Consider the following 23,143-nt stretch of genomic DNA (forward strand, 5'->3'; position numbering starts at 1 on the left):
CTGCTATGGAGGGAGCACTGTGCCGAACGAGCCGGTGGCCGTCACCTGCAAGGTGTGCGGCGGACACGTCCACGAGTTCCTCGATCTCGGACGGCAGCCGCTGTCCGACGCGTTCCGTGAGCCGGAGAGCGTCGCCCCGGAGTTCTTCTTCCGGCTCGCCGTCGGGCGCTGCGAGTCGTGCACCATGGTGCAGCTGACCGAGTCGGTACCGCGGGAGAAGATGTTCCACGAGGACTACCCGTACCACTCGTCCGGGTCCGCGGTGATGCGGGCGCACTTCGCGACCGTCGCGCGGCGGTTCCTCGACACCGAACTGGCCGTGGCGGACCCGTTCATCGTCGAGATGGGCTGCAACGACGGCGTCATGCTCGCCACCATCAACCAGGCCGGGGTACGCCACCTGGGCTTCGAACCCTCCAACGGGGTGGCCGAGGCGGCCCGCGCTCAGGGAATCCGGGTGCGCACCGCGTTCTTCGAGGAGGAGACCGCGGCGCGGGTGCGTGCGCAGGAGGGACCGGCCCAGGTCATCTACGCGGCGAACACCATGTGTCACATCCCCTACCCGGAATCGATCTTCCGCGGTGTCGACGCGCTGCTGGCTCCGGACGGCGTGTTCGTGTTCGAGGACCCGTACCTCGGCGACCTGGTGGCGAAGACGTCCTTCGACCAGATCTACGACGAGCACTTCTTCCTGTTCAGCGGGCACTCGGTGCGAGCCATGGCGGAGCACTACGGGTTCCAGCTGGTGGACGTGGACCGGTTGGCGGTGCACGGTGGCGAGGTCCGGTACACGCTCGCCCGGGCCGGCGCGCGCGTGCCCAGCGCCGCCGTCGCCGGCCTGCTCGCCGAGGAGGACGCCAGTGGCCTGTCCGACCTGACGACCCTGCGCCGCTTCGGCGACAGCGTGCTGCGGGTCCGCGACGACCTGATGGCGTTGCTGCGGCGGCTCCGCGCCGAGGGATCCCTGGTGGTCGCGTACGGCGCCACCGCGAAGAGCGCGACGGTCACGAACTTCTGCGGCATCGGGCCCGAGCTCGTCTCGTACGTGTGTGACAGCACGCCCGCCAAGCAGCACCGGATCACCCCCGGCAAGCACATCCCGGTGCGCCCACCGACGGCGTTCCGCGACCCGTACCCGGACTACGCGCTGCTGTTCGCGTGGAACCACGCCGACGAGATCATGGCGAAGGAAGAGGAGTTCCGGCGCCGTGGCGGGCAATGGATCAGTTATGTGCCGGATGTCCGGGTGCTCTGATGAATCGAGAGAGCGTGAAGCGAGGGCCCGGCATCCCGGTCTCCCCCCGGGCCGTCGCCACCGTGCCGGAGACCGGTCCCGGCGTGTCGCGGCCGGTCACGCCCGGCACCCTGGATGACGCGATCACCCGGCCCGGTGGTGAGCTGCTGGCCGTCCTGAGCCGGCACCTGCCCGCGATCCGGTCCGGGGCCACGCCCAACGACCGGGACGGCGCTTTCCCCGTGGCGACCTTCCGGGACTTCGCGCGCGACGGTGTGCTGGGCGCGACCGTACCCGCGGAGCTGGGCGGCATGGGTGTCAGCCGGCTGCACGACGTGGCGGTCGCGCTGCTGCGGGTGGCCGACGCCGACGCCTCCACCGCGCTGGCCCTGCATGCCCAGTTCAGCCGGGGGATCACCCTGACGTACGAATGGCGGCACGGACCGCCGCCCGCCCGCGCCCTGGCCGAACGGCTGCTGCGCGGGATGGCGCGCGGCGAGGCGGTGGTCTGCGGCGCGGTGAAGGACCACCCGGGCGCGGTCACCCGGCTGCGCCCCGACGGCTCCGGTGGCTGGCTGCTGTCCGGCCGCAAGATGCTGGTGACGATGGCGCCGATCGCGACGCATTTCGTCGTCTCCGCCCAGGCGCCCGTGGCCGGGGGCCCGACGCTGCTGTTCGCGCCGATCGTGTCCCGCGACGCCCCGGGGCTCTCCGTCATCGACGGCTGGGAGGGCCTGGGGATGCGTGCGTCCGGCACGCTCGACGTGGCGTTCGACGACTGCCCGGTGCCGGCCGGTGACGTGCTGGCGCGCGGCAGCGTCGGCGCGCACAGCGACGCGGCCCTGGCCGGGCACACGGTGAGCTCCATCACGATGCTCGGCATCTACGCGGGTGTGGCCCAGGCGGCCCGCGACCTCACCGTCACCCGGCGGCCGGGCACACCGCCGGCGGCGACGCGGACCCTGGTGGCCGAGATCGACGCACGCCTGTACGCGCTGCGGGCGACCGCGTCTGCCGCGTTGATGAACGCCGACGAGCTCTCACCGCGCCAGGACATGGACGCGGACGACCGGGGCCGGCGCATGATGACCCCGTTCCAGTGCGCCAAGCTCATGGTCAACCAGTTGGCGGCGGCGGTGGTCGACGACTGCCTGACCGTGGTGGGCGGGGCGACGTACGTGGCGGGTCACCCCTTGGCGCGGCTGTACCGGGACGTGCGCGCCGGCCGGTTCATGCAGCCGTACACCTACGTCGACGGGGTGGACTACCTGAGTGCACAGGCCCTGGATCTGGAGCACGACAACAACTACGTGAGTGCGCGGGCCGTCCGGCCGGTGGACGGCCGGTGACCGTGCGGCCCGCTGCTCACGTCCGGGCCAGTCCTCCGGCGGTCAACCGCGGCAGGTGCTCGGCCAGCCGCTCGGCGAAGTGGTCCTCCGCGGCGAGCCCGACATGACCGTCCGGACGTACCAGAAAGAGCGCCTCCTGGCCGGAAGCGACGTCATAGATCTCCTGCACCGCGCCCACGGTCGCGGGTGACTCGGTGCGGACGTCGAGGATCCGGAGGACAGCCGACGATCCGTGCCGGCCCGCGACGGCGTGGCCTCCCCCGGCCGCTTCGTCGCCGAACGCGAGAACGGTGACGTCGGCGCCGCGCAGGAACTCGAACAACCGGGACCGCGAACCGTCCAGAAGGCTCAGCGGCGCGTCCGGCGCCCGGTCACCGGCTTGCACACCGCCCGGATCCCGCCGGGTCTCGGCGCTGAGCCGGCGTCCGCGGTAGTTGTTCCGGAGCTGGAAGATGTCCGGCACCTCGCCGCGGTCGTCGGCCGCACCCAGGCCCCGCATCAGGCGCGCCGCGAGGGGACGCCGCTCCTCCTCATAACTGTCCAGGAGTTCCTCGGGCGCGCCCGCCAGCACCGCCGCGAGCTTCCAGCCGAGGTTGTACGAGTCCTGGACCGCGGTGTTCAACCCCTGGCCGCCGGCCGCGGGCACGGCATGCGCGGCGTCACCGGCGAGAAAGACCCGGCCGACCCGGTACCGATCCGCCAGCCGCTCGTTGGCCCGATGCACGGTGATCCAGCAGACCTCGTCGAAGGTCACCGGGGCACCGCCGGACCGCTCGTCGAACAGACGCTGCACGGTGGCCAGCACGAGAGCGGGTGTCTCCTCCCCCGGCGGGAGCGGGGCGACGAACTGGAAGGTGTCGGTCCCCGGCAGCGGGCAGACGGACACCCGGGCCGCGGGGTCGTCGGGGCGCGACCAGTTGTGCCAGCAGGAACGGTCCAGCCCGGTGGCGCGCACGTCGGCGGTGAGGTATCGCTCGTCGTCCCGGGTCACCCCGTCGAACGCGACGCCGAGAATCCTGCGTACGGTGCTGGCCGCGCCGTCGGCGGCGACGACGTAGGACGAGCGGAGACGTTCCTGCTCCCCGTCCCGGCGGATCGTGGCGGTGACCTCGGTTCCCTCGTCGGTGAGCGCGACGAGCGCCGAGCCGTACTCGACCCGCACGCCGAGGCGTCGCAGGGCGTCCCGGAGGATCTCCTCGGTGCGCCACTGCGGAATCATCCAGGTCTCCGGATAGGGAACGGCCGGACCGGCGACCGGCTGGCCGATCCCGAGCATGTCGTAGATCGACTTCTCTCGGGCCGGGCGCCCCGCCCGGTAGGTGCGCCAGCGTGGGAACGGCCCGCCGGAGCGGCACACCTCCTCGACGACGCCGAGCGCCTCGAAGACCTCCAGGGTGCGGGGCTGGATTCCTTTTGCCCGGGAGCCGGCTGACGGCGACGCCGACTGCTCGATCAGCCGGACATCGACGCGACGGCGTGCGAGGTCGAGTGCGGCGACCAGGCCGGCGGGCCCGGCACCGACCACCAGAACGGGAAGATTCACCCAAGGAGTATGTCGCCCGCGGGGATCCCGGCGCCGACGGTGCTGAGGACCGTGGCCGATCGGCGCCGGGACCGGGGTCGATCAGTCCGGCACGACCGTGCGGAGGGTGAGCGGGAAGGTTCCCGGACCCACCCCGGTGAGCGTGCGGGTGTACTGCCTCAGGTAGGTGTCGAGGAACGGCGACCGGTCGCCCTGGGTGGGCACGTCGAACCGGGGGTTCTGCAGCGCCAGGTCCAGTCGTGCCCGGGTCACCGCGATGGTGTTGCCGCTCGGGGTGTCGCGCCAGCTGCCGCTGCCGATCGTGCCGATCTGCACGCCGAGCTGGTGCCCGGCCTCCAGGGTCCAGTCGGTGGACTTCAGGTCGAACCCGACCCGGCCGGCCTTCTCGATCAGCGCCACGTTCTCGTCGAACATCACCGCGGTCCCGTCCGGTGCGACGTCCCAGAGCTTGACCATGACGTTGCCGGGTGCGCTCGCGCGCAGGGTGAGCCGCGGGGTGGCGGTGATCCGCAGCCGGGACTTCACCGGCGTGGACCAGGTGACGTAGCTCCCGGACGCCGGGGCCAGGCCGCGGGCGGCGGGCGGGGCGGGGTCCGCGCCGTGCTCCATGTCCCACTGCTGATCGCTCGGCGCGGCCAGGGCCGAGGCGGCGCCGTCGTCGACGTACTCGCCGTCGAGCAGGGTGGCCGTGGTGTCCGAGGACTCGATCGGCCAGGTCGGCTGGGCGCGCCACACGCCGGTGCTGTCCTCGATCGCGTACGCCGGGTCGTGCACCGCCGGCCGGATGCCCTTGAGGTAGAAGTCGTAGAAGCGCATCACCTCGTCGAAGAAGCCGGCCCGGCCCTGCAGCAGCTGGCCGGAGCTGTTCGTCTCGTTGCCGCGGACGTGCTCCCACTGCCCGAGCCAGCCGCGCTCGACGCCCCGGTGGTTGTCGAGGTAACTCTCCATGTCCTCGGGTTTGGTGTTGTTCTCGATGAAGCCCTGGGTGACGAAGAGCGGGGTGTTCGTGCCCTTGGCCCGGGTGGCGAGGTCGCGGGCCCGCCAGTAGGACGAGTCCAGGTCGGGGTTGTCGTTGTTGGTGAGGTTGTCGGCGAGGCACTCGGGGTGGGCCTGCTCGTAGGTCGCGTTCGCCTGGTAGCGGCCGGTGTCGTCGGGCAGCGTCGGCATGGTGGCGATGCTGTTGTAGGCGTTCGGGGTGCCGGTCACGTTCGGCCGGGGCACCTCGTTGCTGAACAGGTAGTTGTACATGTTCCAGACGGGTTCCTGGGCCACCACCGCCTTGAGCGGGCCGACACGCAGGTTGTTGCCGACCAGGCCGGTCACCGCGTCGTACGACTTGCCGTACATCCCCACCTTGCCGGTCGACCAGCGCTGAGTGGCTGTCCACCGGATCGCGGCTCGCACGTCGGCCTGTTCACCCGGGCCCACCCAGTCGAGGCAGCCGGTGCTGCCGCCGAAGCCGCGCAGGTCGACCATCACGTACGTGTAGCCGCGGGCGAACAGGTTCGTGCCGGTGGTGAAGTCGGCGAACCGGCTGGACGGCCCGGTCTGCGGCCACCCCTCCGGACCGGTCTGTCCCGCGTGGCTGAAGTACGGCCCGACGGCGAGGATCACCGGCGTCTTCGCGTGCGGTGGCAGGCCGGCCGGGCGCAGCACGTCGGCGTGCAGTTCGACGCCGCTGTGGTCGGCGGACGGGAAGTACTCCTCGGTCCACACCGCGCCCTCCGGCACGCGCGGGTTCTGCTCGTGGGTGACACCCGGCGGCGCCGGAGTGGCCGCCGTCGCCGGGCTGCTGACGCCGAGAGCCGCCACCGTCATCAACGCCCCGGCGGCGGCCGTCGTCCACCTGCGCACACTCATCTGACCTCCAACACATAGACCATCATCGCTGCCAGCCCTGAGGCTAGCGCCTGGATGTCCGTTGTGGAGGCTGCGGTCGCTCGTCCGGAGCCCGGCCGGCTCCGAAAAAGCCACCTATGGGCGCAGCATGTGCTCGAAGATCCCGAACTCGGCGGCCCGCCGGTCGATGTCCGCCCGCAGTTTCCCGTGCGCGGCGGCGGTCTCCTGGATCTCCCGGGCGTGCGCGCGCTTCTCGGCCATCGAGATCACCGACGAGGTCAGGTCGGTCCAGCGGATCGTGCCGCCGTCGCCCAGCTCCCCCGCGCTGCCGCAGGTCGCGCACGTGACCGCGGTGCCGGTCAGCTCCACCACGTCGAGGTGGCACATCGGGCACAGCCCCGGCTCGCCGAGGTAGCGCACGTCGTCGAAGGCCAGGCCGAGCTGCGAGACCACGTTGCCGCCGAGCCGGGCGGCGCGTTCCAGGGCGGCGTCGTCGAGCAGGATCGACTGCGGGGTGCCGGCGCCGCCGAAGACGGCCTGGTCGACGACCGCCATGTGCATGGAGAACGCGGTGGTGTGCAGCAGCGGCAGCGCCAGGGTCTTCCACTGCGGGGTGAGCGAGCCGCCGACCGCGAGCAGGCCGGCCACCCGCGGTTTCAGCACCCGCTCGTCGACCCGGAACGGCACGGCCGGCTCGGTGCCGCCACGGCGCACCGCGGTGAGGTGCTCGATGATGGCGGCGTCCGCGTTCGGCCCCAGCAAGAAGTCGATCACGGTTTTCAGGCGGGCCGCGATGGTGCGCGTCATGATCGGTGTGCTGACGATCAGGCCGTCGCACTCGACCAGGCGTTCCCAGAGCCACCAGAGGTCGTCGTCGCCGCTCAGGTCGGTCAGCCGGACCAGGTGCGCGTCGCCGGCCGCGCGCAGCGCCGCGGTCAGCAGGATCTCGGCGCTGCCGCCGGGCCGGCCGCAGCCCAGACCCAGAACCTTCATGACGCTGCTCCTCGGGACAGGATCTCGATCAGGTTGCCCTCAGGATCGGCCACAAAAGCCATCCGTACGCCCGGTTCGGGGGACGGCCGCGGTGGCATCACCGGCCGGGCGCCCAGGCCGACCACCCGGGTGACCGTGGCGTCCAGGTCGGCCACGTCGAACGCCACGTGCCCGAACGTCTGCGACAGCGCGGCCTCGGCCGGGTCGGCCGGGCGCGGGCCGGGTGCGGAGCCGGGGCGGTGCAGCAGCTCCAGCCGGTCGCCGTGCGCCCGGTGGATCAGCATCACGATGTCCAGGTCGATCGCGTCGACCCGCAGCGCCACCTCCCGGGTGTAGCCGAACGCGGCGCAGTACCAGTCGGCGGCGGCCTCGAGGTCGCGTACCGAGAGCCCGGCGTGGTCCAGGCGGGGCTCAGTCATGGACGTTCAGGCGTTCCCGGTCGGCGGTCAGGTAGGACGCGAAGACCCCGGCCGGGTCCCGGTGCGCGCGGATCTCCTCGAGCCGGCGGTAGTGCTCGCCGGAGAGGAACCGGTCCTGCCGGCCGGTGAAGTCGGTGTCGCCGAGGTAGACGCCGGTGCCGTGCCGGGCGAGGTCGGCGGTCCGCTCGTGCACCCACGTCCGGTACTTCTCGTCGTCCGCCGGGTCGGCGTAGATCGCGTAGGTGGCGATGTACACGTTGCCCTGCACCGAGAACGCCATGTCGGGCAGCTCGTGATCGGGCGCCCAGCCGTACCAGATGGCGAACGAGTGCTCGGTGTCCAGCTCGCGCCAGAGCCGGCTGAGCAGCGGTTCCAGGACGTCGGCCGGGGCGTCGGTCCAGGTGCAGTCGACCGCGTACCGGTAACCCTCCGGGCTCTGCTCGGCCTGCGCCACGCACTCCTGCGCGATCGAGGTCGGCCCGGTGACCCGGCTGCGCTCCTTGCCCGCCAGCGGTCCGTCGCCGAAGACCCGCAGCAGCGCGGCCGCCTCGTCGTCGGAGCCGGCCATCACCGTGGTGTGCAGCAGCAGGGTGGTCTCGCCGGGCAGCCGGGTCGCGGCCAGGACCGGTTCGATCCGCCGGTCCAGGCCGGGCAGCAGGTCGTGCAGCCAGCCGAGCAGCACGGCGGCGTCGTCCGGGTGGAACGTCCGGGTGTCGTGCCACATCACCGCCGGCGCTTCGTAGGTCCGCAGGTGGAACGCGGTCACGATGCCGGGGAAGCCCGGTCCGGCACCGCGGGCCGCCCAGTAGAGGTCGCTGTGCTGCTCGCTGTCCGCGTGGACCTGCTCGCCGTCCGCGGTGACCACGTCGACGGCCACCACGCTCTCGCAGGCCCAGCCCATCCGGCGGCCGTTCCAGCCCTGCCCGCCCTGAAGCAGGTAACCGCCGAGCCCGACCTCGGGGCAGTGCCCGCCCGGGAACGCGCGGCCGCGCTCGGCGAGGAACGGTGCCAGGTCGAGGCCGCCGCGCACCGCCGGACCGGCGATCACCACGCCGGTCGCCGGGTCGTAGTCGAGCCGGTTCAGCCGCTCCAGGTCGATCAGCAGCGCGTCGTCGCGCAGGCTCCACGCCGCCCAGGAGTGCCCGCCCGAGCGGACGCTCACGGTCAGGTTCTCGGCGCGGGCCCGGCGCACCCCGGCCGCCACCTGGTCCGCGTCGGCCGGCCGCAGGATCGCCGCCGGGTAGCGCTCCGGGTGCCGGTCGTTGAAGATCCGGCCGGTCCGGGCCGCTTCGTAGCCGTCGTCGCCGCGGCGGATCAGGGACATCACCAACCCCCTTTGTGTACGATCCGCGCGTACTCGGCGGCACTCGGTTTCGGCGTGCGCGCGAACGTGGCCCGGTCGACCTCGACCAGGCCGAGCTTGATGTCGTAGCCGAAGACCCACTCGAAGTTGTCGAGCAGGGTCCAGTGCAGGTAGCCGAGCACCGGCACCCCGTCGTCGATCGCGTCCCGCAAACCGGTGATCGACGGCTCGAGGAACGCCACGCGGGCGGTGTCGTCGTCGGTGGCCAGGCCGTGCTCGGTGACGAAGACCGGGACGCCGGTCTCGGCGTGCACGTACCGGACCGCGTTGCCCAGCGACGGCGGGTGCACGTCGGAGAACAGCTCCCCCGCGGCGTGCTCCGGGGGGACCAGGCCGTCGCCGTCGTAGCGGGCGCGCTCGTAGTTCTGCACCCCGACGAAGTCGTCGTCGCGCACGAGACGCAGCCACCGGCCGTACACCTCTGATCTTTTGCGGTCGCGGACCGCTGTCGTGCCCACCGCCTGGTCGTCGACCACCGCGAGGCTCAGTCCGACCGGCAGGTCCGGGCGACGGGCCTTGATCGCCGCTTTCCCGGCGGTGTGCGCGGCGGCCATGCCGTCCTCGAGCGCGTCGAACTCCTCGGGCAGCGCGACGTTGGCGAGCCGGTAGCGCGGCACGCCGGCCGCCGCGCTCGCCGCGTCCAGGGTGGCCCGTTCCAGGTCGCGCACGAAGTCCGGCATCGGTACCCAGGACAGCAGGCGCGGCAGGTCCGGCTCGTTGAGCGTGATCGCGTACGCGATGGTGTCGCCGAACCGGTCCATCAGCACGCCGCAGTAGCGCGCGAAGAGCTCCGCCGAACCGGGGTCCAGCCAGCCGCCGCGCGCCGCGAACCAGTGCGGCGCCGTCATGTGGTTGAACGTCACCACCGGCGCGAGGCCCAGCTCGGCACACCGCTCGGCGATCGCCGCGTAGTGGTCCAGCGCCGCCGCGGAGAACTCCCCCTCGACCGGTTCGACCCGCGCCCACTCCACCGAGAACCGGTACGCGGTCAGGCCCATCCCGGCGACCAGGTCGAGGTCGTCGCGCCAGCGGGCCCAGCTGTCGCAGGCCGGCCCGGACGGCGTCCGGAAGACGGTCGGCGAGACGCTCTCGGCGAACCACGTGTCGCTCGTGTCGTTGCCACCCTCGGTCTGGTGCCCGGACGTGGCGACGCCCCAGAGAAATGCCATCAGAATCCTTCCGTGGGGGACCCTCAGCTTTTGGCTCAGCGTTGGGAAGAAGACAGAACTACTGCCGAACTCGTCCTTGGGGATCGATATCTCGGCTGTATATTTTTTCGGTGCCTACGGAGACGGTGCGCTACGCCTACCGGCTTCGGCCCGGCCGCCTGGCTGAGGCCGCACTGCTTGCCGAGTGGGGGCGTTGCCGCTGGCTGTGGAACGAAGCCGTCCACCAGCAGAAGACCCGCCGCAACCCGACCATGTGCAAATTGTCGAAATTGCTGACTCAGGCCCGGGCCGGCAAAGCCTGGCTTCGAGAGGGGTCGCAGGTCGCCCAGCAGCAGACACTGCGTACCTACATGGCAGCTCTGAGCTCCTCGTTCACAGTCAAAGGTCGCGGGAGACCAAAGGTCAAGAAACTCAAGAGGACCCTGCCGAGCCTTGAATACACCACTCACGGATTCCGGATCAAAGCCGGACGGCTGCGCCTCCCCGGCAAGGTCAGTATTCCGGTCGTCTGGTCGCGAGAGTTGCCGTCCGATCCGACCAGCGTCCGGGTCTACCAGGACAACCTCGGCCATTGGTATGCGTCCTTCGTAGTCAAACGCGAGACGTTGACCCCGGCACCGGCGGACGGTTCCGCCATCGGCATCGACTGGGGCGTGAAAACCACTGCAACGACCACAGACACCCGGTTCGACCTGCCACACCTTGGCCACCGCAAGCGTTGCGCCGCAGAACGAGCGAAGGCCCAACGCAGGATGGCTCGACGACGTCGCCCGAGGGGTGTCACGCCGTCGAGAGGCTATCTGCGGGCAAAACGGCAGGCGGCCCGCATCGAAAAGAAAGCCGCCCGGCAGAACACCCATGACGCTCGCCAGTGGGCCACCAGCGTGGTCCAGCAACATCACCTCATAGCGGTCGAGGACTTCAAGCCGAAATTCCTGGCCAAGTCCCGCATGGCCCGCAAAGCAGCTGACGCCGCGATCGGGGCATGCAAACGAGAATTGATCTACCGCGGCAAGCGGGCGGGCCGGAAGGTGGTGCTGGTGCCGCCCGCCTACACCACGATGACCTGTTCCGAATGCGGCGCGAGAGCCAAGCAACGCCTCGGACTCGGTATCCGCGTCTTCGACTGCGCGGCCTGCGGTTACACCGCAGACCGCGACGTCAACGCCGCGAGGACGATCCTCGCCACGGCAGAGCGTGTCCGTGCCAGTGCCGACGACATCAGACATTCGATCGCTTCCTCTCGGGACGGTGGATCGGATGCAGTCCGAGCTGGGAATCCCCTGGATCCGTCCAGTGGAGCCGTTAACAGAACATCGACTCCCGCGCTCCGGTGATCCAGCCGACCAGCTGATCGTTGTCGGTCTCCGCCGCTGCCACGTCGGCGACTTTGCGGCCGCGGTTGAGCACCACGATCCGATCGCACACCGCGGCGGCCAGCGGCAGGTCGTGGGTGACCAGCACGCACGCGACGCCCTGTTCGGCCATCCGCCGGATCAGCGCCCGCACCTGCCGGGTCTGCTCGTAGCCGAGCGCCGCGGTGGGCTCGTCGAGCAGCAGCACGCCGTTGCGCTCGCCGGTCACCCGGGTCGCGGCGCGGGCCAGCGCGACCACCTGCCGCTGCCCGCCGGAGAGCATCTCGACCGGCCGGGTCACCGGCGCGGTCCGCACACCGAGCCGGTCCAGCTCGTCGGCGGCCCGCTTGCGCTGCGCCTTGTGGTCGACGAAGCCGAGCCAGCCGAGCGGGCCCTTGCGCAGGATCTCCCGGCCCAGGTTCAGGTTGGTCGCGATGTCCTGTGCCTCGACCAGCGCGAGGTCCTGGTAGACCATCTGCACGCCGGCGGCGGTGGAGTCGCTCGGCGAGGCGAACGTGGTGGGTTCGCCGTGCACCAGGATCGTGCCGCTGGTCGGCTGGTGCGCCCCGGACATCACCTTGAGCAGGGTCGACTTGCCGGCGCCGTTGTCGCCCAGCAGGCCGACCACCTCGCCGTGCCCCACCGTGACGTCGATGGCGTCGAGCGCGCGGACGTAGCCGTAGTGCATGTCGATGCCGCGCAGTTCCAGCACGGATTCCGTCATCGGGTCACCTTCTTGTCGTCTTGCGCCGCGACGACCAGCCGGCGGGAGACCGTGGTGGACACCCATTTCTCCAGACCCAGCGACGCGAGCAGCAGCACCCCGGTCACCGCGGTCGCCCAGTACGGCTGGATGCCCTTGATGGTCAGCCCGTTCGCGATGGTGCCCAGGATCAGCGCGCCGACCAGCACCCGCGGCAGCGACCCGCGCCCGCCGGCGAGGGAGACACCGGCCAGCGCCACCGCGGTCAGCGCGTTGAAGATGATGCCCGGGTTGGCGGCCGGGTTCGCCTCGGTCACCAGCGCCGCCGTGACCAGGCCGCCGAGCGCCGCGCAGAACCCGCTGACCACGAAGCCGAGCACCTTGTACCGGTCGGCGTGGATGCCGGCCCGCCGGACCGCCTCGGCGTTGCCGCCGACCGCCATCAGCCGGATGCCGTCCCGGGTCCGGGTCAGGAACACCGTGCCGGCCACGAACAGTGCGGCGACCACCCAGACCGGCGCCGGGATCCCGGCGAACCGGTCGGTGCCGAGGAACATCAGCCCGGTCAGCCCCGGGATGGTGTACCCGCCGGCCAGCGCGGCGGCCAGCCCGGACAGCACCGACAACGACCCGATGGTCACGATGATCGGGTTGAAGCCGCGCAGCGCGATCAGCCCGTTCAGCACACCGACCAGCACGCCGACGGCCAGCCCGGCGACGATGCCGAGACCCACCGGCACCCCGTGCGTCATCAGAGCGCCGCAGACGCAGCCGGCCATCGCGGCGGTGCCCGGGATGGACAGGTCGAGCGCGCCGCAGATGATGCCGACCGCGATCCCGGCCGCGAAGATCGCGGTCAGTGCCGCGGCGTTCGCGATCAGCAGCGCGTTGTCCAGGCTGGCGAAGTACGGGCTGGCCCACAGGCCGAAACCGATCAGCAGCGCGGCCCAGAGGACGAAGATGCCGCGGTCGCGGACGAACAGCAGCCCTCGGACACCGGCCGGGTCGGCGGTCTCCGCGATCGTTGGTTCTGCGGTCACTGTCATCCCTGCGCCGTGATGACCTTCTGCGGCACGATCAGGATCTGACCGTTCGCCTTCGGGTCGGCCTGCATCGCCACCAGGGTGTCGAAGGACTGCGCCATGTCCGCCTGGAACTGCAGCGCGACCGAGGCGTAGATCTTCCCGGACTTGACGTTCGCGAGCACCTCGTCGTTGCCGCCGAAGTCGGTCACGCACTGCGCCGTCTTCCCGGCCGCCGCGAACGCGCCGATCGCACCGAGCGCGCCCTCGTCGTTGGAGGCCATCACCGCCGACAGGCCGGGTTTGCCCTGCAGCACGTTGCCGATCTCGGTCTGCGCGCCGGCCCGGTCCTTGGCGACCACGGTCTGCACGATGCTGGCGCCGGGCGCGGTGGCCTTGAGCGCGGCCGCGGCGGCCTCCTCGAACTCCTTCTTGCCGGCCTGGCCCTCGGAGCTCTGTGCCGCGAGCACCTGGGCGGTGCCGCCCATCTTCTCGTTGACGCACTTGCCGAGCTGCTCGCCGAGGGCCTTGCCGCCGGCCGTGTAGTCGACGTAGTCGAACGTGACGCCCGGTTGCGGGCCGGTGAAGCCGTACTCGTCGGGGCGGCCGTTGACCAGCAGCGGGATGCCCTTGCCCTGCGCGGTCTTGATGATCGGCAGCATCGACGGCGGCGCCACCGCGAGGATCCAGCCGGCGCCGGCCCGCCCGGAGCCGAGCACCTCGCTCAGCTGCTGTGTCTGCTTGCTCGGGTCGAAGTTGGGGTCCTGGACGATGACCTCCCAGCCCTTGCCACCGGCGTAGCCCTTCACGCCCTCGGAAAGTCCTTTGAGGGCCGGCGGGGCGAGCGACAGGGGCGAGAAGACCAGGGTCTTGGGAAGGGCCGCGGAGGTGCCGGTGGTGGATCCACCGGACTCCGAGGCGTGACTGCACGACGCCACCAGCAGCAGCGACGTGGCAAGGATGACGGCGCGCGAGGTGCGCGCAGGATGAGATGTCACGGCCGGACTCCTCCGTACGACGGAACGAGAGCTATCGGACCGGTCCGGCCTCCCCGCAGGCCGTGCCGCATGGCACTTTCACCAGGTGAAAACGACTTTCTGTGTTGCTGATGGAAACGTAAACGACACTCACCGGGATGTCCAGGACCTCTCCAGGCCGTGCACCAGCGCGACCATGGCGTCGTGCGCGGGCGTGGGCACACCGACCCGGCGGCCCTCGTCCGCGATGCCGCCGTTGAGCACGTCGATCTCGGTCGGCCGCCGCGCCAGGACGTCCTGCAGCATCGACGGCCGGTGCCCGAACGCCTCCCGGATCGCCTCCTCGACCGCCTCGGCGGGGTCGCTGGTCAGCGCGATTCCCGCCGCCCGGCACACCGCCCGCGCCTCCACGATCAAAATCTCCACTTGGGTACGCAGGGCAGGCTCGGTGCACACCTGCCCCACGGTGAGCCCGGTCAGCGCGGCGAGCGGACTGGTCGCCGCGTTGAACACGACCTTCGTCCACTGCGGACCCCGGGCGTCGTCGACCGCGTGTGACCGCAGGCCACCCTCGCTGAGCAGCCCGGCCAGCACCCCGATCTCGCCCGGGTACGCCGGCTGCGGCTCGAACGGCCCGAACCACGAGTCGCCGGGCGCGTCGTAGCGGACCGTGCCGGGTGCGGTGACCGCGCCGGCCGTGACGATGGTGCCGCGGATGACCCGGGGCACCACCTCGGCGATCAGCTCCTCGTTGCCGATGCCGTTCTGCACGCTGACCACCGCCGCGTCGGCCAGGGCGTGCCGGGCCGCGGTGACCGCCGCCCGGGTGTGCAGCGACTTGGTCGCCACGATCCCCAGCGCGCAGGGTGGCAGGCCGTCGGCGCTGGTCAGCGCGTGCACCGGCGCGGTGAAGGCGGCCTGGCCGGTCACCGTGAGACCGCCGGCGGCGATCGCCTCGACGTGGTCGCGCCACGGGTCGACCGCCCAGACCTCGACACCCGGAACGCGGGCGAGGTGGGCGGCGTAGAGGCTGCCGATGGCGCCGCAGCCGAGCACGGCGATCCGGAACGGGTCGGGGCTCACGGCTTCACCACCTCGCGCAGCAGGGCCGCACAGGTGGCCGGGTTCGCGCCGCCCACGCCGATGCCGCCGACGATCCGGCCGTCCTCGGGCAGCGGCAGGCCGCCCGGGACCGCGAGCACCGGGACCGGGTGCAGGCCGGTGACCGCGGCGCCGTACCACTGGGCCGGCAGCTCGCTCGGGCAGCCGAACCGGGCGGCGGCGGCCGCGGTGCCGAGCGCGACCTCGACGCCACCGGCCGGCGCGTCGTCCATCCGGTCCTGCTGGATCGGGTCGCCGCCCCGGTCGGTCACGGCGACGCTGATCAGCAGGCCGCGCCGCCCGGCCTCGGCAAGCACCCGGTCGGCGAGGTCCCGGGCCCAGGCCAGCTCGGGCTGCCGGGACGCCGGCGGGGCGGGTCTCATCCCGAGGCTGTCCCCGGGCGGCACCACCAGGTCACCGAACCGTTGCGTCCAGCGGGCCAGGTCGTCGCCGTGCTGGCCGGCGTAGGGGACGCCGAGGGCGTACGCGATGAGGAGATCTTCGGGGTTGGCCGGCTGACCGTCGGCGCTGACCACCTCGGGGGCCACCCCCTCCGGCAGGAACGGGCTGACCGTCGCGCCGGACGCGGCGACCCCGGCGACCACCACGCCGTCCTCGTCGCGCACCGGGATCCCGCCGGCGCCGGGGAAGACCGCCTCCGGGCTGACCCGGACGAAGCCGTCCGCGATCGGCGCCGGCAGCGTGGTCATCCGGCGCAGGTGCTCCGAGCTGGGGATCTGCTGGGTCGCGGCGATCCAGGCCTTGGAACGGGCCCGGGCCATCCCGCCCGGTCCGCCGTGGTCGAGGCGGGACGCGGTGATCAGGGCGCCGCTCGCGCCGACCACCGCGACGCCGCCCCGCAGACCGAGCTGCTCGGCCTTGTCGACGGCGCGGCGCACCAGCGCCCGGGCCGCGCGGAGCGATAGATCCTGGGGGTGAGGTGTCATGGTGGACTCTTCCCACTGCATTCTCGACTAGCGAAAGCCACTATCGACAAGCTAGACCCAGGGTCCGGGGCGAGTCCAGGGCCGTCATCCGGGCCGGTCGGCGGCCTCGTGGCGCAGTACCCGGCCGGCCAGAACCGCGGCCAGCAGGAACAGGGCGGCCACGGTGAGCCAGGCCGGGCCGTAGCCGCAGTGGTCGGCGAGCAGGCCGAGCGGTACCGGCCCGGCCACGAATCCGGCGAAGAAGCCCAGCGACAGCAGCGCCGACGACGGGCCGAGCGGGCCGCAGCGCCGGTCCCGCACGATCAGCACCATGGCGACCGCGTTCGCGCCGACCGCGGTGGCGCCGACCCCGACCGTGCCGGCCCACAGCGCACCCGGGCCGAGCCTGGCTGCGCTCCAGATCAGCAGCGCGGAGGCCGCGGCGCCGCCGGACAGCCGGCGCAGCAGCGGGCTGAGCAGCGGGAGCGCCGCCGCGTGCCGCGACCAGAGCAGGCGCGAGGCGACCCCGGCGACACCGAGCGCCGCGATCAGCACGGCCGAGACCGCCGGGCCCTGGTGCAACCGCTCCTGGCTGTAGAGCACGGTGAAGGTGGCCACCCCGGACACCCCGGAGCCGAGCGCGGCCAGGAAGACCATCAGCAGGCCCAGGTAGTGGTTGGGCCGGGCCGGGCGCCAGCTGAACGCCCGCCGGGCGAGCGGCCGGGCCGGCACCGCGGTGCCCGTCACGACCAGCGCGGCCACCGCCAGCGGCGCACCGGCCAGCAGCACCGCCCGCCAGCCGGCCAGCTCGGTCAGCAGCGGCGCGGCCAGACCGACCACCAGCGCCGAGAGCTGCACACCGGCCTGTTTGCGGCCGACCGCGCCGGCCCGGTCGGCCGGGCCGAGGCTCTCGGTGATCGCCAGGTTGGTGGCCGGGTTGGACATCGCCTGGCCGACCCCGCTGAGCACCATGGCGGCGACCAGCCCGGCGTACCCGGTGGCGAGTCCCATCAGCAGGAACGCGCTCGCGGCGACCGCGAAGAGGGTGAACAGCGCGGCCCGGGCGCCGATCCGGTCGACCAGGCCGCCGGACCACAGCGACAGCACCGCGGCGGTGGCGAACACCGCGGCGGGCAAGGCGCCCAGCGCGGAACGGGAGACGCCGAACGTCGCGGTGATCTGCGCGCCGACCGCGCCGACCGAGTAGAGCACCGAGGTCGGCAACGCCATCGCCAGCACCAGCGCGGGGCCGAGCGAGCGGGCCCGCGCAGCGATCATCGAAGTCACCCTGTTCCTCGAACGAACTGGACTTCGACCGTAAACAGCCGCGGATCGGGTCGTACACCCCAGATCAGCCGGCGCGCTCCCAGCGCCGCGTTTCAGGGGTACGCCGGGCACCGGCACCGTGCAGCGCCCGGGTGATCACGGCGCGGACCGCGGCCCGGGCGGCCCCGTCCAGGTCGGCGGCGGTGCCGACCCCCCACACCCGGCGCTGCCCGATCACGCACTCGGCGTAGACCACCACGTCCTCGCGGCGCGAGTCGGCGGCGCTCACCCCGATCCGGTGCACCTCGTGCACCTGCATGCCCCAGGAGGCCAGGTGTGCCTCCAGGTCGCCGAGCGCGTCGGCCCGGCCCGCGCCGACCGCGAACCCGTCACCCTGCACGTGCAGCACGGTCGGCACCGGTTTGCGGAACGCCACCGGGACGGTGACGAACCGGGGTGAGGCGTACTCCTCCAGGAACATCGCGGCGACCTCGTCCGGCGCGATCTCCCGGCCGAGCGCGTCGGCGGCCGCCTGCACCGTGCCGGCGAATTCGATCCGCAGGTCACGTGGCAGCTCCAGGCCCTGCCGGCTGCTCAGCACGTAGGCCACCCCGCCCTTGCCGGACTGGCTGTTGATGCGGACCACCGACTCGTACGTGCGGCCCACGTCGTGCGGGTCCAGCGGCAGGTAGGGGATCTCCCAGCGCAGCTGCTCCGGGTCGGCGCCCGCGTCGAGCGCGCGTGCCCGTACGTCGAAGCCTTTTTTGATCGCGTCCTGGTGCGAGCCGGAGAACGCGGTGTAGACCATGTCCCCGCCGTAGGGGTGCCGCGGGTGCACCGGCATCTCGTTGCACCACTCCACGGTCCGCCGGATCCGGTTCAGGTCGCTGAGGTCCAGCCCCGGGTCGATCCCGTGGGTGAGCAGGTTCAGCGCGAGTGTCACCAGGCACACGTTGCCGGCCCGTTCGCCATTGCCGAACAGGCAGCCCTCGACGCGCTGCGCGCCGGCCAGCACGGCCAGCTCGGCGGAGGCGACCCCGGTGCCGCGGTCGTTGTGCGGGTGCACCGACAGGCACACGTGCTCGCGGCGCGACAGGTTCCGGTCCAGCCACTCGATCTGGTCGGCGAACACGTTGGGGGTGTTGCGCTCGACGGTGGTCGGGAAGTTCAGCGTGATCGGCCGGCCCGGTCCGGGCTGCCAGACGTCCATCACCGCCTCGCAGACCTCCAGCGCGAACTCCGGCTCGGTGTCGGCGAACATCTCCGGCGAGTACTGGAACCCCAGGTCGCAGCCGGCCAGCGTGCGGTCGGCGTACTTCATGAACAGCCGGGTGCCCTGCACCGCGAGGTCCTTGCACTCCGAACGGGACAGTCCGAAGACCGTGCGGCGGAACTCCGGCGAGGTCGCGTTGTAGAGGTGCACGGTGGCCGACCGGGCGCCGGCCAGGCTCTCCACGGTCTGCCGGATCAGCTCGTCGCGGGCCTGCACCAGCACCGAGATGCGCACGTCGTCCGGGATCAGGTCCCGCTCGATCAGCAGCCGCAGGAAGTCGTGGTCGTCCTGGCTGGCCACCGGGAAACCGACCTCGATCTCGGTGAAGCCCATCTCCACCAGCAGCCGGAACATGGCCAGCTTGCGGTCCGGGGTCATCGGGTTCACCAGCGACTGGTTGCCGTCCCGCAGGTCGGTGCTGAGCCACCGTGGCGCGGCGTCGATGGTCCGGCCCGGCCAGGCGCGCCCGGGCAGGTCCACGGTCGCGGGGCGTACGTATCGGTGGTTGCTTGTCACTGGCCGGTCCTTTCGCCAGGCGGTCGGGTCAGGCCCGCTCGCCGAAGTACAAGGAGTACGAGAACGGGGTCATCAGCACCTGGATCTGGCAGGCGTGCAGCTCGCTGAGGACCCGGAACACCACGGTGATCTCGGGGTACGCGGCGCTGACACCGAGCCCGGCGAAGTAGCGGTCGCTGTCGAAGACGATCCGGTACGGCCCGCGGGTCAGCCGCCCGGTCCCGAAGCCGGCGATGCCGCCCGCCTCGTCGGTCTCCGCGCTGGCCACGGCCTGCCACCGGCCGTCGACCCCGTGCTCGAGGCGGGCCCGCACACCGGCCGCCGGTTTCCCGTAGACGCCGTCCAGGGCCTGAGCCGAGACGCTCATGCCGATCACCACCTGTTCACCACGCCCGGGTGCGGATCCGACCGCGGCGCCCGTGCCGGGGCCGGGCGATCCGGCTCCGGTCCCGATGGTGGGCACGCCCGTTATCGAACCGGCTTCGCCGCGTTATCCCCCGGCCCGCGGCCCTTATCGCCGGCCCCGATAACCCCGGCGATGCCGGAAGCGTGGTGCGGCGATAACCGGGCGATGAGGGGTGTCCCTAGCGTCGGTGGCAGCACGGCGGAAGGTGACACAGCCCGCCGGACCCCACTTACGAAAGAGCAGGTAAACCCATGCGTAAGAACCTCGTCACCGCGTCGGTCAAGGTCGCTTTCGCCATCGTCCTGACGGCCGCTCCGGTCGCCGCGGTGTTCGCCGCGACGGCCACCGGCACGGCGCCGGCGAGCCACTCGGTCAGCGTCCAGTCCGAGGGTGGCACCCCCAGCCCGACCGCCACCACCGACGACACCAAGTGGGGCTGAACGGCGACTGAGCGCCACCGTGGCGCCCGATGACCCCCGGACCGGCCGGCCGGGATCGTCGCGGACGTCAGCTCGCGGGCGACGTCAGCTTGCGGGCGTACCGAAAACCGCACCAGCGATCGGATCCAGCGCCGCCGCGTCCCGGCCCACCGGGTTGTCCGCGGCCGTGTAGGCGTCACTGAGCAACCCCAGCACCTGCGCCTCCAACTGCGGCGCGGAGATCGCCCGGAACAGTCCCAGCGAGCGATGCAGGTGGACCACCGCCTGCGGCGGATTGCCGACCGCCATCGCCAGCTCGCCGAGGACCATCGAGACCCGGGCCTCGATCAGTCGTTCGGTCGCCGCGCAGGCCAGCTCCATCGCCTCGCGCAGCGCCTCGCCGGACTCCGCATACGCGCCGGCCCGCAGATACGCGGCGCCCAGCCCCTGCAGCGTGTACGCCTGCCCCACCGGATCGCCCAGCTCCCGCACCACGGCGACGGCCTGCCGCAGCACCGCGATGGCGGCCTGCACCTCGTCGGCCTGCAGGTGCGTCTCACCGAGCCGGTGCAGCACCTGCGCCTCCACCCGCCGGCTGTTCGCGCGCCGGGCGTAGTCGAGCGCCTCCGGGAGCAGGGTGCGGGCCGCGTCCAGGTCACCCAGCTCCAGTTTGATCTGCGCGATGCTCTGCAGCACGTACGCCACGGCGACCAGGTCGTCGCCGGTCCGGAACGTCTCCAGCGCCTTCTGGTAGTTCTCGGTGGCCTCGGTGTACCGCCCGCTGAGCCGGTCGATGTACGCCACGTACCGGCTGACCATCGCCCGCCCGTGCAGGTCACCGACCCGCTGGAACAGCTCGTCGGCGCCGGCCAGCAGGCGTACCGCCTCCGGGAAGCGCTGCTCGCCGATGTGCAGCGAGCCGAGCGAGTACAGGATCGCGGCCTGCCCGCGCTCGTCACCGGCCTGCCGGGCGGCGTCCAGCGCGACCTGGTGGGTCTCCCGCCAGTCGCTCAGGTAGATCCGCGACTCGAAGAGGGTGACCGCGGTCATCGCCAGGCTCCAGCTGTGCGCGGCCAGCCCGGCCTGCGCGGCCTGCCGGACCGCGGCGACGATGGTGAGCCGTTCCCGCTCGAACCAGGGCAGCGGCGGATCGACCAGCTGACGGACCTGCCGCGCGGGCAGCTCGTGCAGCGGCGCCTCGGTCTGCACCCGCAGGTAGTCGCCGTACAGGCCACGGCGCGCCTCCTCGGCCAGGAACAGCAGCGCGCCCATGGCCCGTTGCAGCGCCTGGTCGCGCTCCTCCACCGAGTCCTCGGCGACCAGGCGCTCGCGGGCGAAGACCCGGATCAGGTCGTGGAAGCGGTACTGCGCGTGCACGCCACGGCCGTCGCTGCTGGTCTCGATCAGCTGCGCGTCGGCCAGGTCGTCGAGCAGGTCCTGCGCGTCGCCGAAACCGGTGTCCAGCAGGGCGGCCGCCGCCCAGCCGGAGAAGTGCGGGAAGTCCAGCACGGTGAGCAGCCGGAACAGCCGCCGCGCGTCGTCCTCGAGGTGGTCGTAGGTCAGCGAGATGCTGGCCCGGATCCCCATCCCGCTGTGTTTCAGCTCGTCCAGCCGGCGGGCCTCGTTCGCCAGCCGTTCGACCAGGTGCTCGACGCTCCAGTGCGGACGCGCGGCCAGCCGGGCGCCGGCGATCCGCAGCGCCAGCGGCAGGTGCCCGCACAGCTCGGCCAGCTCGGCGGTGGAGTCCGGCTCGGCCTCGATGCGTTCCGCGCCGGCGATCCGGGAGAGCAGCTCGGTGGACTGCTCGGGGTTGAACACGTCGACGTCGATGTGCACCGCGCCGGGCAGCCCGGCCAGCCGGCTGCGGCTGGTGATCAGCATCGCGGACTGCGAGGTGCCCGGCACCAGCGGCCGGACCTGGCCCTCCCCGCCGGCGTTGTCGAGCACCACCAGCATCCGGCGGTCGGCGAGCAGCGCCCGGTACAACTCGGCGCGTTCCTCGAGCAGCTCCGGCATCTGGGTGCCGGTCACGCCGAGGGCGCGCAGGAAGCGTTCCAGCACCCGCATCGGGCCGACCTGCTCGGTGTGCCGGCCGTGCAGGTCGGCGAAGAGCTGCCCGTCCGGGTACCGCGCGGCCAGCCGGTGCGCGGCGTGCACGGCGAGCGTGGTCTTGCCGATACCGGGTTTGCCGGCCATCACCACGACCGGCACCGCGAACTGCGCGGCGTCCTCGGCCAGGCCGAACTGGCCGTGGATGGCCGCGATCTGCTGGCTGCGCCCGGTGAAGTCGGCGATGTCGGTGGGCAGCAGGCACGGCACCGGCGAGAGGCCGGGCCCGGCCGCCGGCACGGCCGACACCGGTGGCGCGATCGGTGGCGCCGTCGGCGACGCCGGGGATGTCACGCCGGCCGGATCCCGGATCGGATCGAGGATCACCGGCGGCATCGGCGGCGGCACCGGGTCCATCGGCCGCGGGGTGAGCACCACGGCCGGCTCCGGCAGGGTCAGCGTGGCGTCGCCGGTCAGGATGGCGTGCTCCAGCCGGCGCAGCTCCTCGCCCGGTTCGAGGCCGAGCTCGTCGATGAACAGCCGGCGCGCGGCGCGGTAGGTGTCCAGGGCCTCGGCCTGCCGGCCGGACCGGTAGAGCGCGAGCATCAGGTGCTCGCGCAGCCGGGCCCGCAGCGGGTGCTCGCCGACCAGGGCGCCCAGCTCGTCGAGCAGCTCACGGTGCCGGCCGAGCCGCAGCTCCAGCTCGATGCACTCCTCGGTGGCGGTGAGCCGGCGCTCGGCCAGCCGGTCGGCGGCGCCCTGCACCACCCGGCTCTCGATGCCGTCCAGCGCCGGGCCGCGCCACAGGGCCAGCGCCCGGCGGTACTGGGCCGCGGACTCCGCCGGACGCCGGAACTCGCGCAGCTGGCGGGCCTGGGTCAGGGCTTCCTCGTAGCGGTGCAGGTCGAGGCTGCCGTCCGGCACCTGCAGGGCGTACCCCTGGGTCCGGGTGATGATGGCGTCCGGGTGGCCGTGCCCGGCGAAGAGCCGGCGCAGCGCGGAGATGCAGATCTGCACCTGGACCCGGGAGGTGGACGGCAGGTCGTCGCCGTACAGGGCCTCCATCAGCCGGGTCACCCGGATCACCCGGTTCGACTCGAGCGCCAGGGTGGCGAGAACGATCCGCTGACGCTGACCGCCGAGCTCGACGAGCTGCTCGCCGATGAGCACCTCGAGAATTCCCAGAATGAGAATCTGCACGTGCGCCTCCTTGAGCGGGGC

Annotated in this window: 19 protein-coding genes; 4 read left to right on the forward strand and 15 right to left on the reverse strand. The window is 72.2% G+C overall.

Features of this window, described 5'->3' with window-relative positions; all coding sequences use genetic code 11:
• Window positions 1-19: 19 nt before the first annotated feature.
• Both Apa02nite_RS02690 and rubN8 read left to right on the forward strand, forming a co-directional pair.
• Entirely contained in the window at window positions 20-1,255 is a 1,236-nt protein-coding gene (locus Apa02nite_RS02690; protein ID WP_373872812.1) for a class I SAM-dependent methyltransferase, read from the forward strand.
• 14 nt (window positions 1,256-1,269) lie between these two features.
• Window positions 1,270-2,583 (forward strand): amino sugar nitrososynthase RubN8, encoded by a 1,314-nt coding sequence (gene rubN8 / locus Apa02nite_RS02695; RefSeq protein WP_239164073.1) that lies wholly within the window; start codon window positions 1,270-1,272, stop codon window positions 2,581-2,583.
• Between the two features lie 16 nt (window positions 2,584-2,599).
• On the opposite strand, the gene Apa02nite_RS02700 is transcribed toward rubN8, so the two are convergent.
• From Apa02nite_RS02700 to Apa02nite_RS02725, 6 genes are all read right to left on the reverse strand, one after another.
• Window positions 2,600-4,126, reverse strand: coding sequence for an FAD-dependent monooxygenase (locus Apa02nite_RS02700; protein ID WP_203823658.1), 1,527 nt, complete (start codon window positions 4,124-4,126; stop codon window positions 2,600-2,602).
• Window positions 4,127-4,207: 81 nt separating this feature from the next.
• A complete protein-coding gene (locus Apa02nite_RS02705; protein ID WP_203823659.1) occupies window positions 4,208-5,986 on the reverse strand; it encodes a CocE/NonD family hydrolase in 1,779 nt (592 codons plus the stop codon).
• A 114-nt stretch (window positions 5,987-6,100) separates the two neighbouring features.
• Window positions 6,101-6,958 (reverse strand): flavodoxin family protein, encoded by an 858-nt coding sequence (locus Apa02nite_RS02710; RefSeq protein ID WP_203823660.1) that lies wholly within the window; start codon window positions 6,956-6,958, stop codon window positions 6,101-6,103.
• Window positions 6,955-7,377 (reverse strand): VOC family protein, encoded by a 423-nt coding sequence (locus Apa02nite_RS02715; protein WP_203823661.1) that lies wholly within the window; start codon window positions 7,375-7,377, stop codon window positions 6,955-6,957. Before Apa02nite_RS02715 ends, Apa02nite_RS02710 begins: the two co-directional genes overlap by 4 nt.
• Entirely contained in the window at window positions 7,370-8,701 is a 1,332-nt protein-coding gene (locus Apa02nite_RS02720) for an FAD-binding oxidoreductase (RefSeq protein ID WP_203823662.1), read from the reverse strand. The genes Apa02nite_RS02715 and Apa02nite_RS02720 overlap by 8 nt, the downstream gene beginning before the upstream one ends.
• Window positions 8,701-9,909 carry a family 1 glycosylhydrolase gene (locus tag Apa02nite_RS02725; protein ID WP_203823663.1) on the reverse strand — a complete coding sequence of 403 codons (1,209 nt, stop codon included), beginning with the start codon at window positions 9,907-9,909 and terminating at the stop codon, window positions 8,701-8,703. Before Apa02nite_RS02725 ends, Apa02nite_RS02720 begins: the two co-directional genes overlap by 1 nt.
• Window positions 9,910-10,019: 110 nt before the next feature.
• On the opposite strand from Apa02nite_RS02725, the gene Apa02nite_RS02730 reads away from it, so the two are divergent.
• Window positions 10,020-11,246: an RNA-guided endonuclease InsQ/TnpB family protein gene (locus Apa02nite_RS02730; protein WP_203823664.1), complete on the forward strand. Its 1,227-nt coding sequence runs from the start codon at window positions 10,020-10,022 to the stop codon at window positions 11,244-11,246.
• On the opposite strand, the gene Apa02nite_RS02735 is transcribed toward Apa02nite_RS02730, so the two are convergent.
• The 8 genes from Apa02nite_RS02735 to Apa02nite_RS02770 form a co-directional block, all read right to left on the reverse strand.
• A complete protein-coding gene (locus Apa02nite_RS02735; RefSeq protein ID WP_203823665.1) occupies window positions 11,215-11,988 on the reverse strand; it encodes an ATP-binding cassette domain-containing protein in 774 nt (257 codons plus the stop codon). The genes Apa02nite_RS02730 and Apa02nite_RS02735 overlap by 32 nt on opposite strands.
• Window positions 11,985-13,007 (reverse strand): ABC transporter permease, encoded by a 1,023-nt coding sequence (locus tag Apa02nite_RS02740; RefSeq protein ID WP_203823666.1) that lies wholly within the window; start codon window positions 13,005-13,007, stop codon window positions 11,985-11,987. The genes Apa02nite_RS02735 and Apa02nite_RS02740 overlap by 4 nt, the downstream gene beginning before the upstream one ends.
• Before the next feature lie 2 nt (window positions 13,008-13,009).
• Window positions 13,010-13,987 (reverse strand): sugar ABC transporter substrate-binding protein, encoded by a 978-nt coding sequence (locus Apa02nite_RS02745; protein WP_203823667.1) that lies wholly within the window; start codon window positions 13,985-13,987, stop codon window positions 13,010-13,012.
• A 129-nt stretch (window positions 13,988-14,116) separates the two neighbouring features.
• On the reverse strand, window positions 14,117-15,049 hold the full coding sequence (locus Apa02nite_RS02750) for a ketopantoate reductase family protein (RefSeq protein WP_203823668.1): 933 nt from the start codon (window positions 15,047-15,049) through the stop codon (window positions 14,117-14,119).
• Entirely contained in the window at window positions 15,046-16,014 is a 969-nt protein-coding gene (locus Apa02nite_RS02755; RefSeq protein WP_203823669.1) for a GlcG/HbpS family heme-binding protein, read from the reverse strand. Before Apa02nite_RS02755 ends, Apa02nite_RS02750 begins: the two co-directional genes overlap by 4 nt.
• 84 nt (window positions 16,015-16,098) lie before the next feature.
• On the reverse strand, window positions 16,099-17,271 hold the full coding sequence (locus Apa02nite_RS02760; RefSeq protein ID WP_203823670.1) for an MFS transporter: 1,173 nt from the start codon (window positions 17,269-17,271) through the stop codon (window positions 16,099-16,101).
• Window positions 17,272-17,344: 73 nt separating this feature from the next.
• On the reverse strand, window positions 17,345-19,048 hold the full coding sequence (locus tag Apa02nite_RS02765) for a 2-isopropylmalate synthase (RefSeq protein WP_203823671.1): 1,704 nt from the start codon (window positions 19,046-19,048) through the stop codon (window positions 17,345-17,347).
• Between the two features lie 28 nt (window positions 19,049-19,076).
• Window positions 19,077-19,415: a hydroxyisourate hydrolase gene (locus Apa02nite_RS02770; RefSeq protein ID WP_067687420.1), complete on the reverse strand. Its 339-nt coding sequence runs from the start codon at window positions 19,413-19,415 to the stop codon at window positions 19,077-19,079.
• 290 nt (window positions 19,416-19,705) lie between these two features.
• Here Apa02nite_RS02770 and Apa02nite_RS02775 point away from each other — a divergent pair, with 290 nt between their 5' ends.
• Window positions 19,706-19,894 (forward strand): hypothetical protein, encoded by a 189-nt coding sequence (locus Apa02nite_RS02775; protein WP_203823672.1) that lies wholly within the window; start codon window positions 19,706-19,708, stop codon window positions 19,892-19,894.
• Window positions 19,895-19,978: 84 nt separating this feature from the next.
• On the opposite strand, the gene Apa02nite_RS02780 is transcribed toward Apa02nite_RS02775, so the two are convergent.
• Complete coding sequence (locus Apa02nite_RS02780; RefSeq protein WP_203823673.1) at window positions 19,979-23,122, reverse strand: AfsR/SARP family transcriptional regulator; 3,144 nt, start codon at window positions 23,120-23,122, stop codon at window positions 19,979-19,981.
• Window positions 23,123-23,143 lie beyond the last annotated feature (21 nt).

The sequence above is a fragment of the Actinoplanes palleronii genome (assembly GCF_016862315.1).
Lineage (GTDB): Bacteria > Actinomycetota > Actinomycetes > Mycobacteriales > Micromonosporaceae > Actinoplanes > Actinoplanes palleronii.

What these genes read in the sequence shown, in the direction of transcription:
- Apa02nite_RS02705 (WP_203823659.1), bottom strand. Translation starts at nt 5,986, where the DNA reads ATGAGTGTGCGCAGGTGGACGACGGCCGCCGCCGGGGCGTTGATGACG.
- Apa02nite_RS02710 (WP_203823660.1), bottom strand. Translation starts at nt 6,958, where the DNA reads ATGAAGGTTCTGGGTCTGGGCTGCGGCCGGCCCGGCGGCAGCGCCGAG.
- Apa02nite_RS02715 (WP_203823661.1), bottom strand. Translation starts at nt 7,377, where the DNA reads ATGACTGAGCCCCGCCTGGACCACGCCGGGCTCTCGGTACGCGACCTC.
- Apa02nite_RS02720 (WP_203823662.1), bottom strand. Translation starts at nt 8,701, where the DNA reads ATGTCCCTGATCCGCCGCGGCGACGACGGCTACGAAGCGGCCCGGACC.
- Apa02nite_RS02725 (WP_203823663.1), bottom strand. Translation starts at nt 9,909, where the DNA reads ATGGCATTTCTCTGGGGCGTCGCCACGTCCGGGCACCAGACCGAGGGT.
- Apa02nite_RS02735 (WP_203823665.1), bottom strand. Translation starts at nt 11,988, where the DNA reads ATGACGGAATCCGTGCTGGAACTGCGCGGCATCGACATGCACTACGGC.
- Apa02nite_RS02755 (WP_203823669.1), bottom strand. Translation starts at nt 16,014, where the DNA reads ATGACACCTCACCCCCAGGATCTATCGCTCCGCGCGGCCCGGGCGCTG.
- Apa02nite_RS02760 (WP_203823670.1), bottom strand. Translation starts at nt 17,271, where the DNA reads ATGATCGCTGCGCGGGCCCGCTCGCTCGGCCCCGCGCTGGTGCTGGCG.
- Apa02nite_RS02770 (WP_067687420.1), bottom strand. Translation starts at nt 19,415, where the DNA reads ATGAGCGTCTCGGCTCAGGCCCTGGACGGCGTCTACGGGAAACCGGCG.
- Apa02nite_RS02775 (WP_203823672.1), top strand. Translation starts at nt 19,706, where the DNA reads ATGCGTAAGAACCTCGTCACCGCGTCGGTCAAGGTCGCTTTCGCCATC.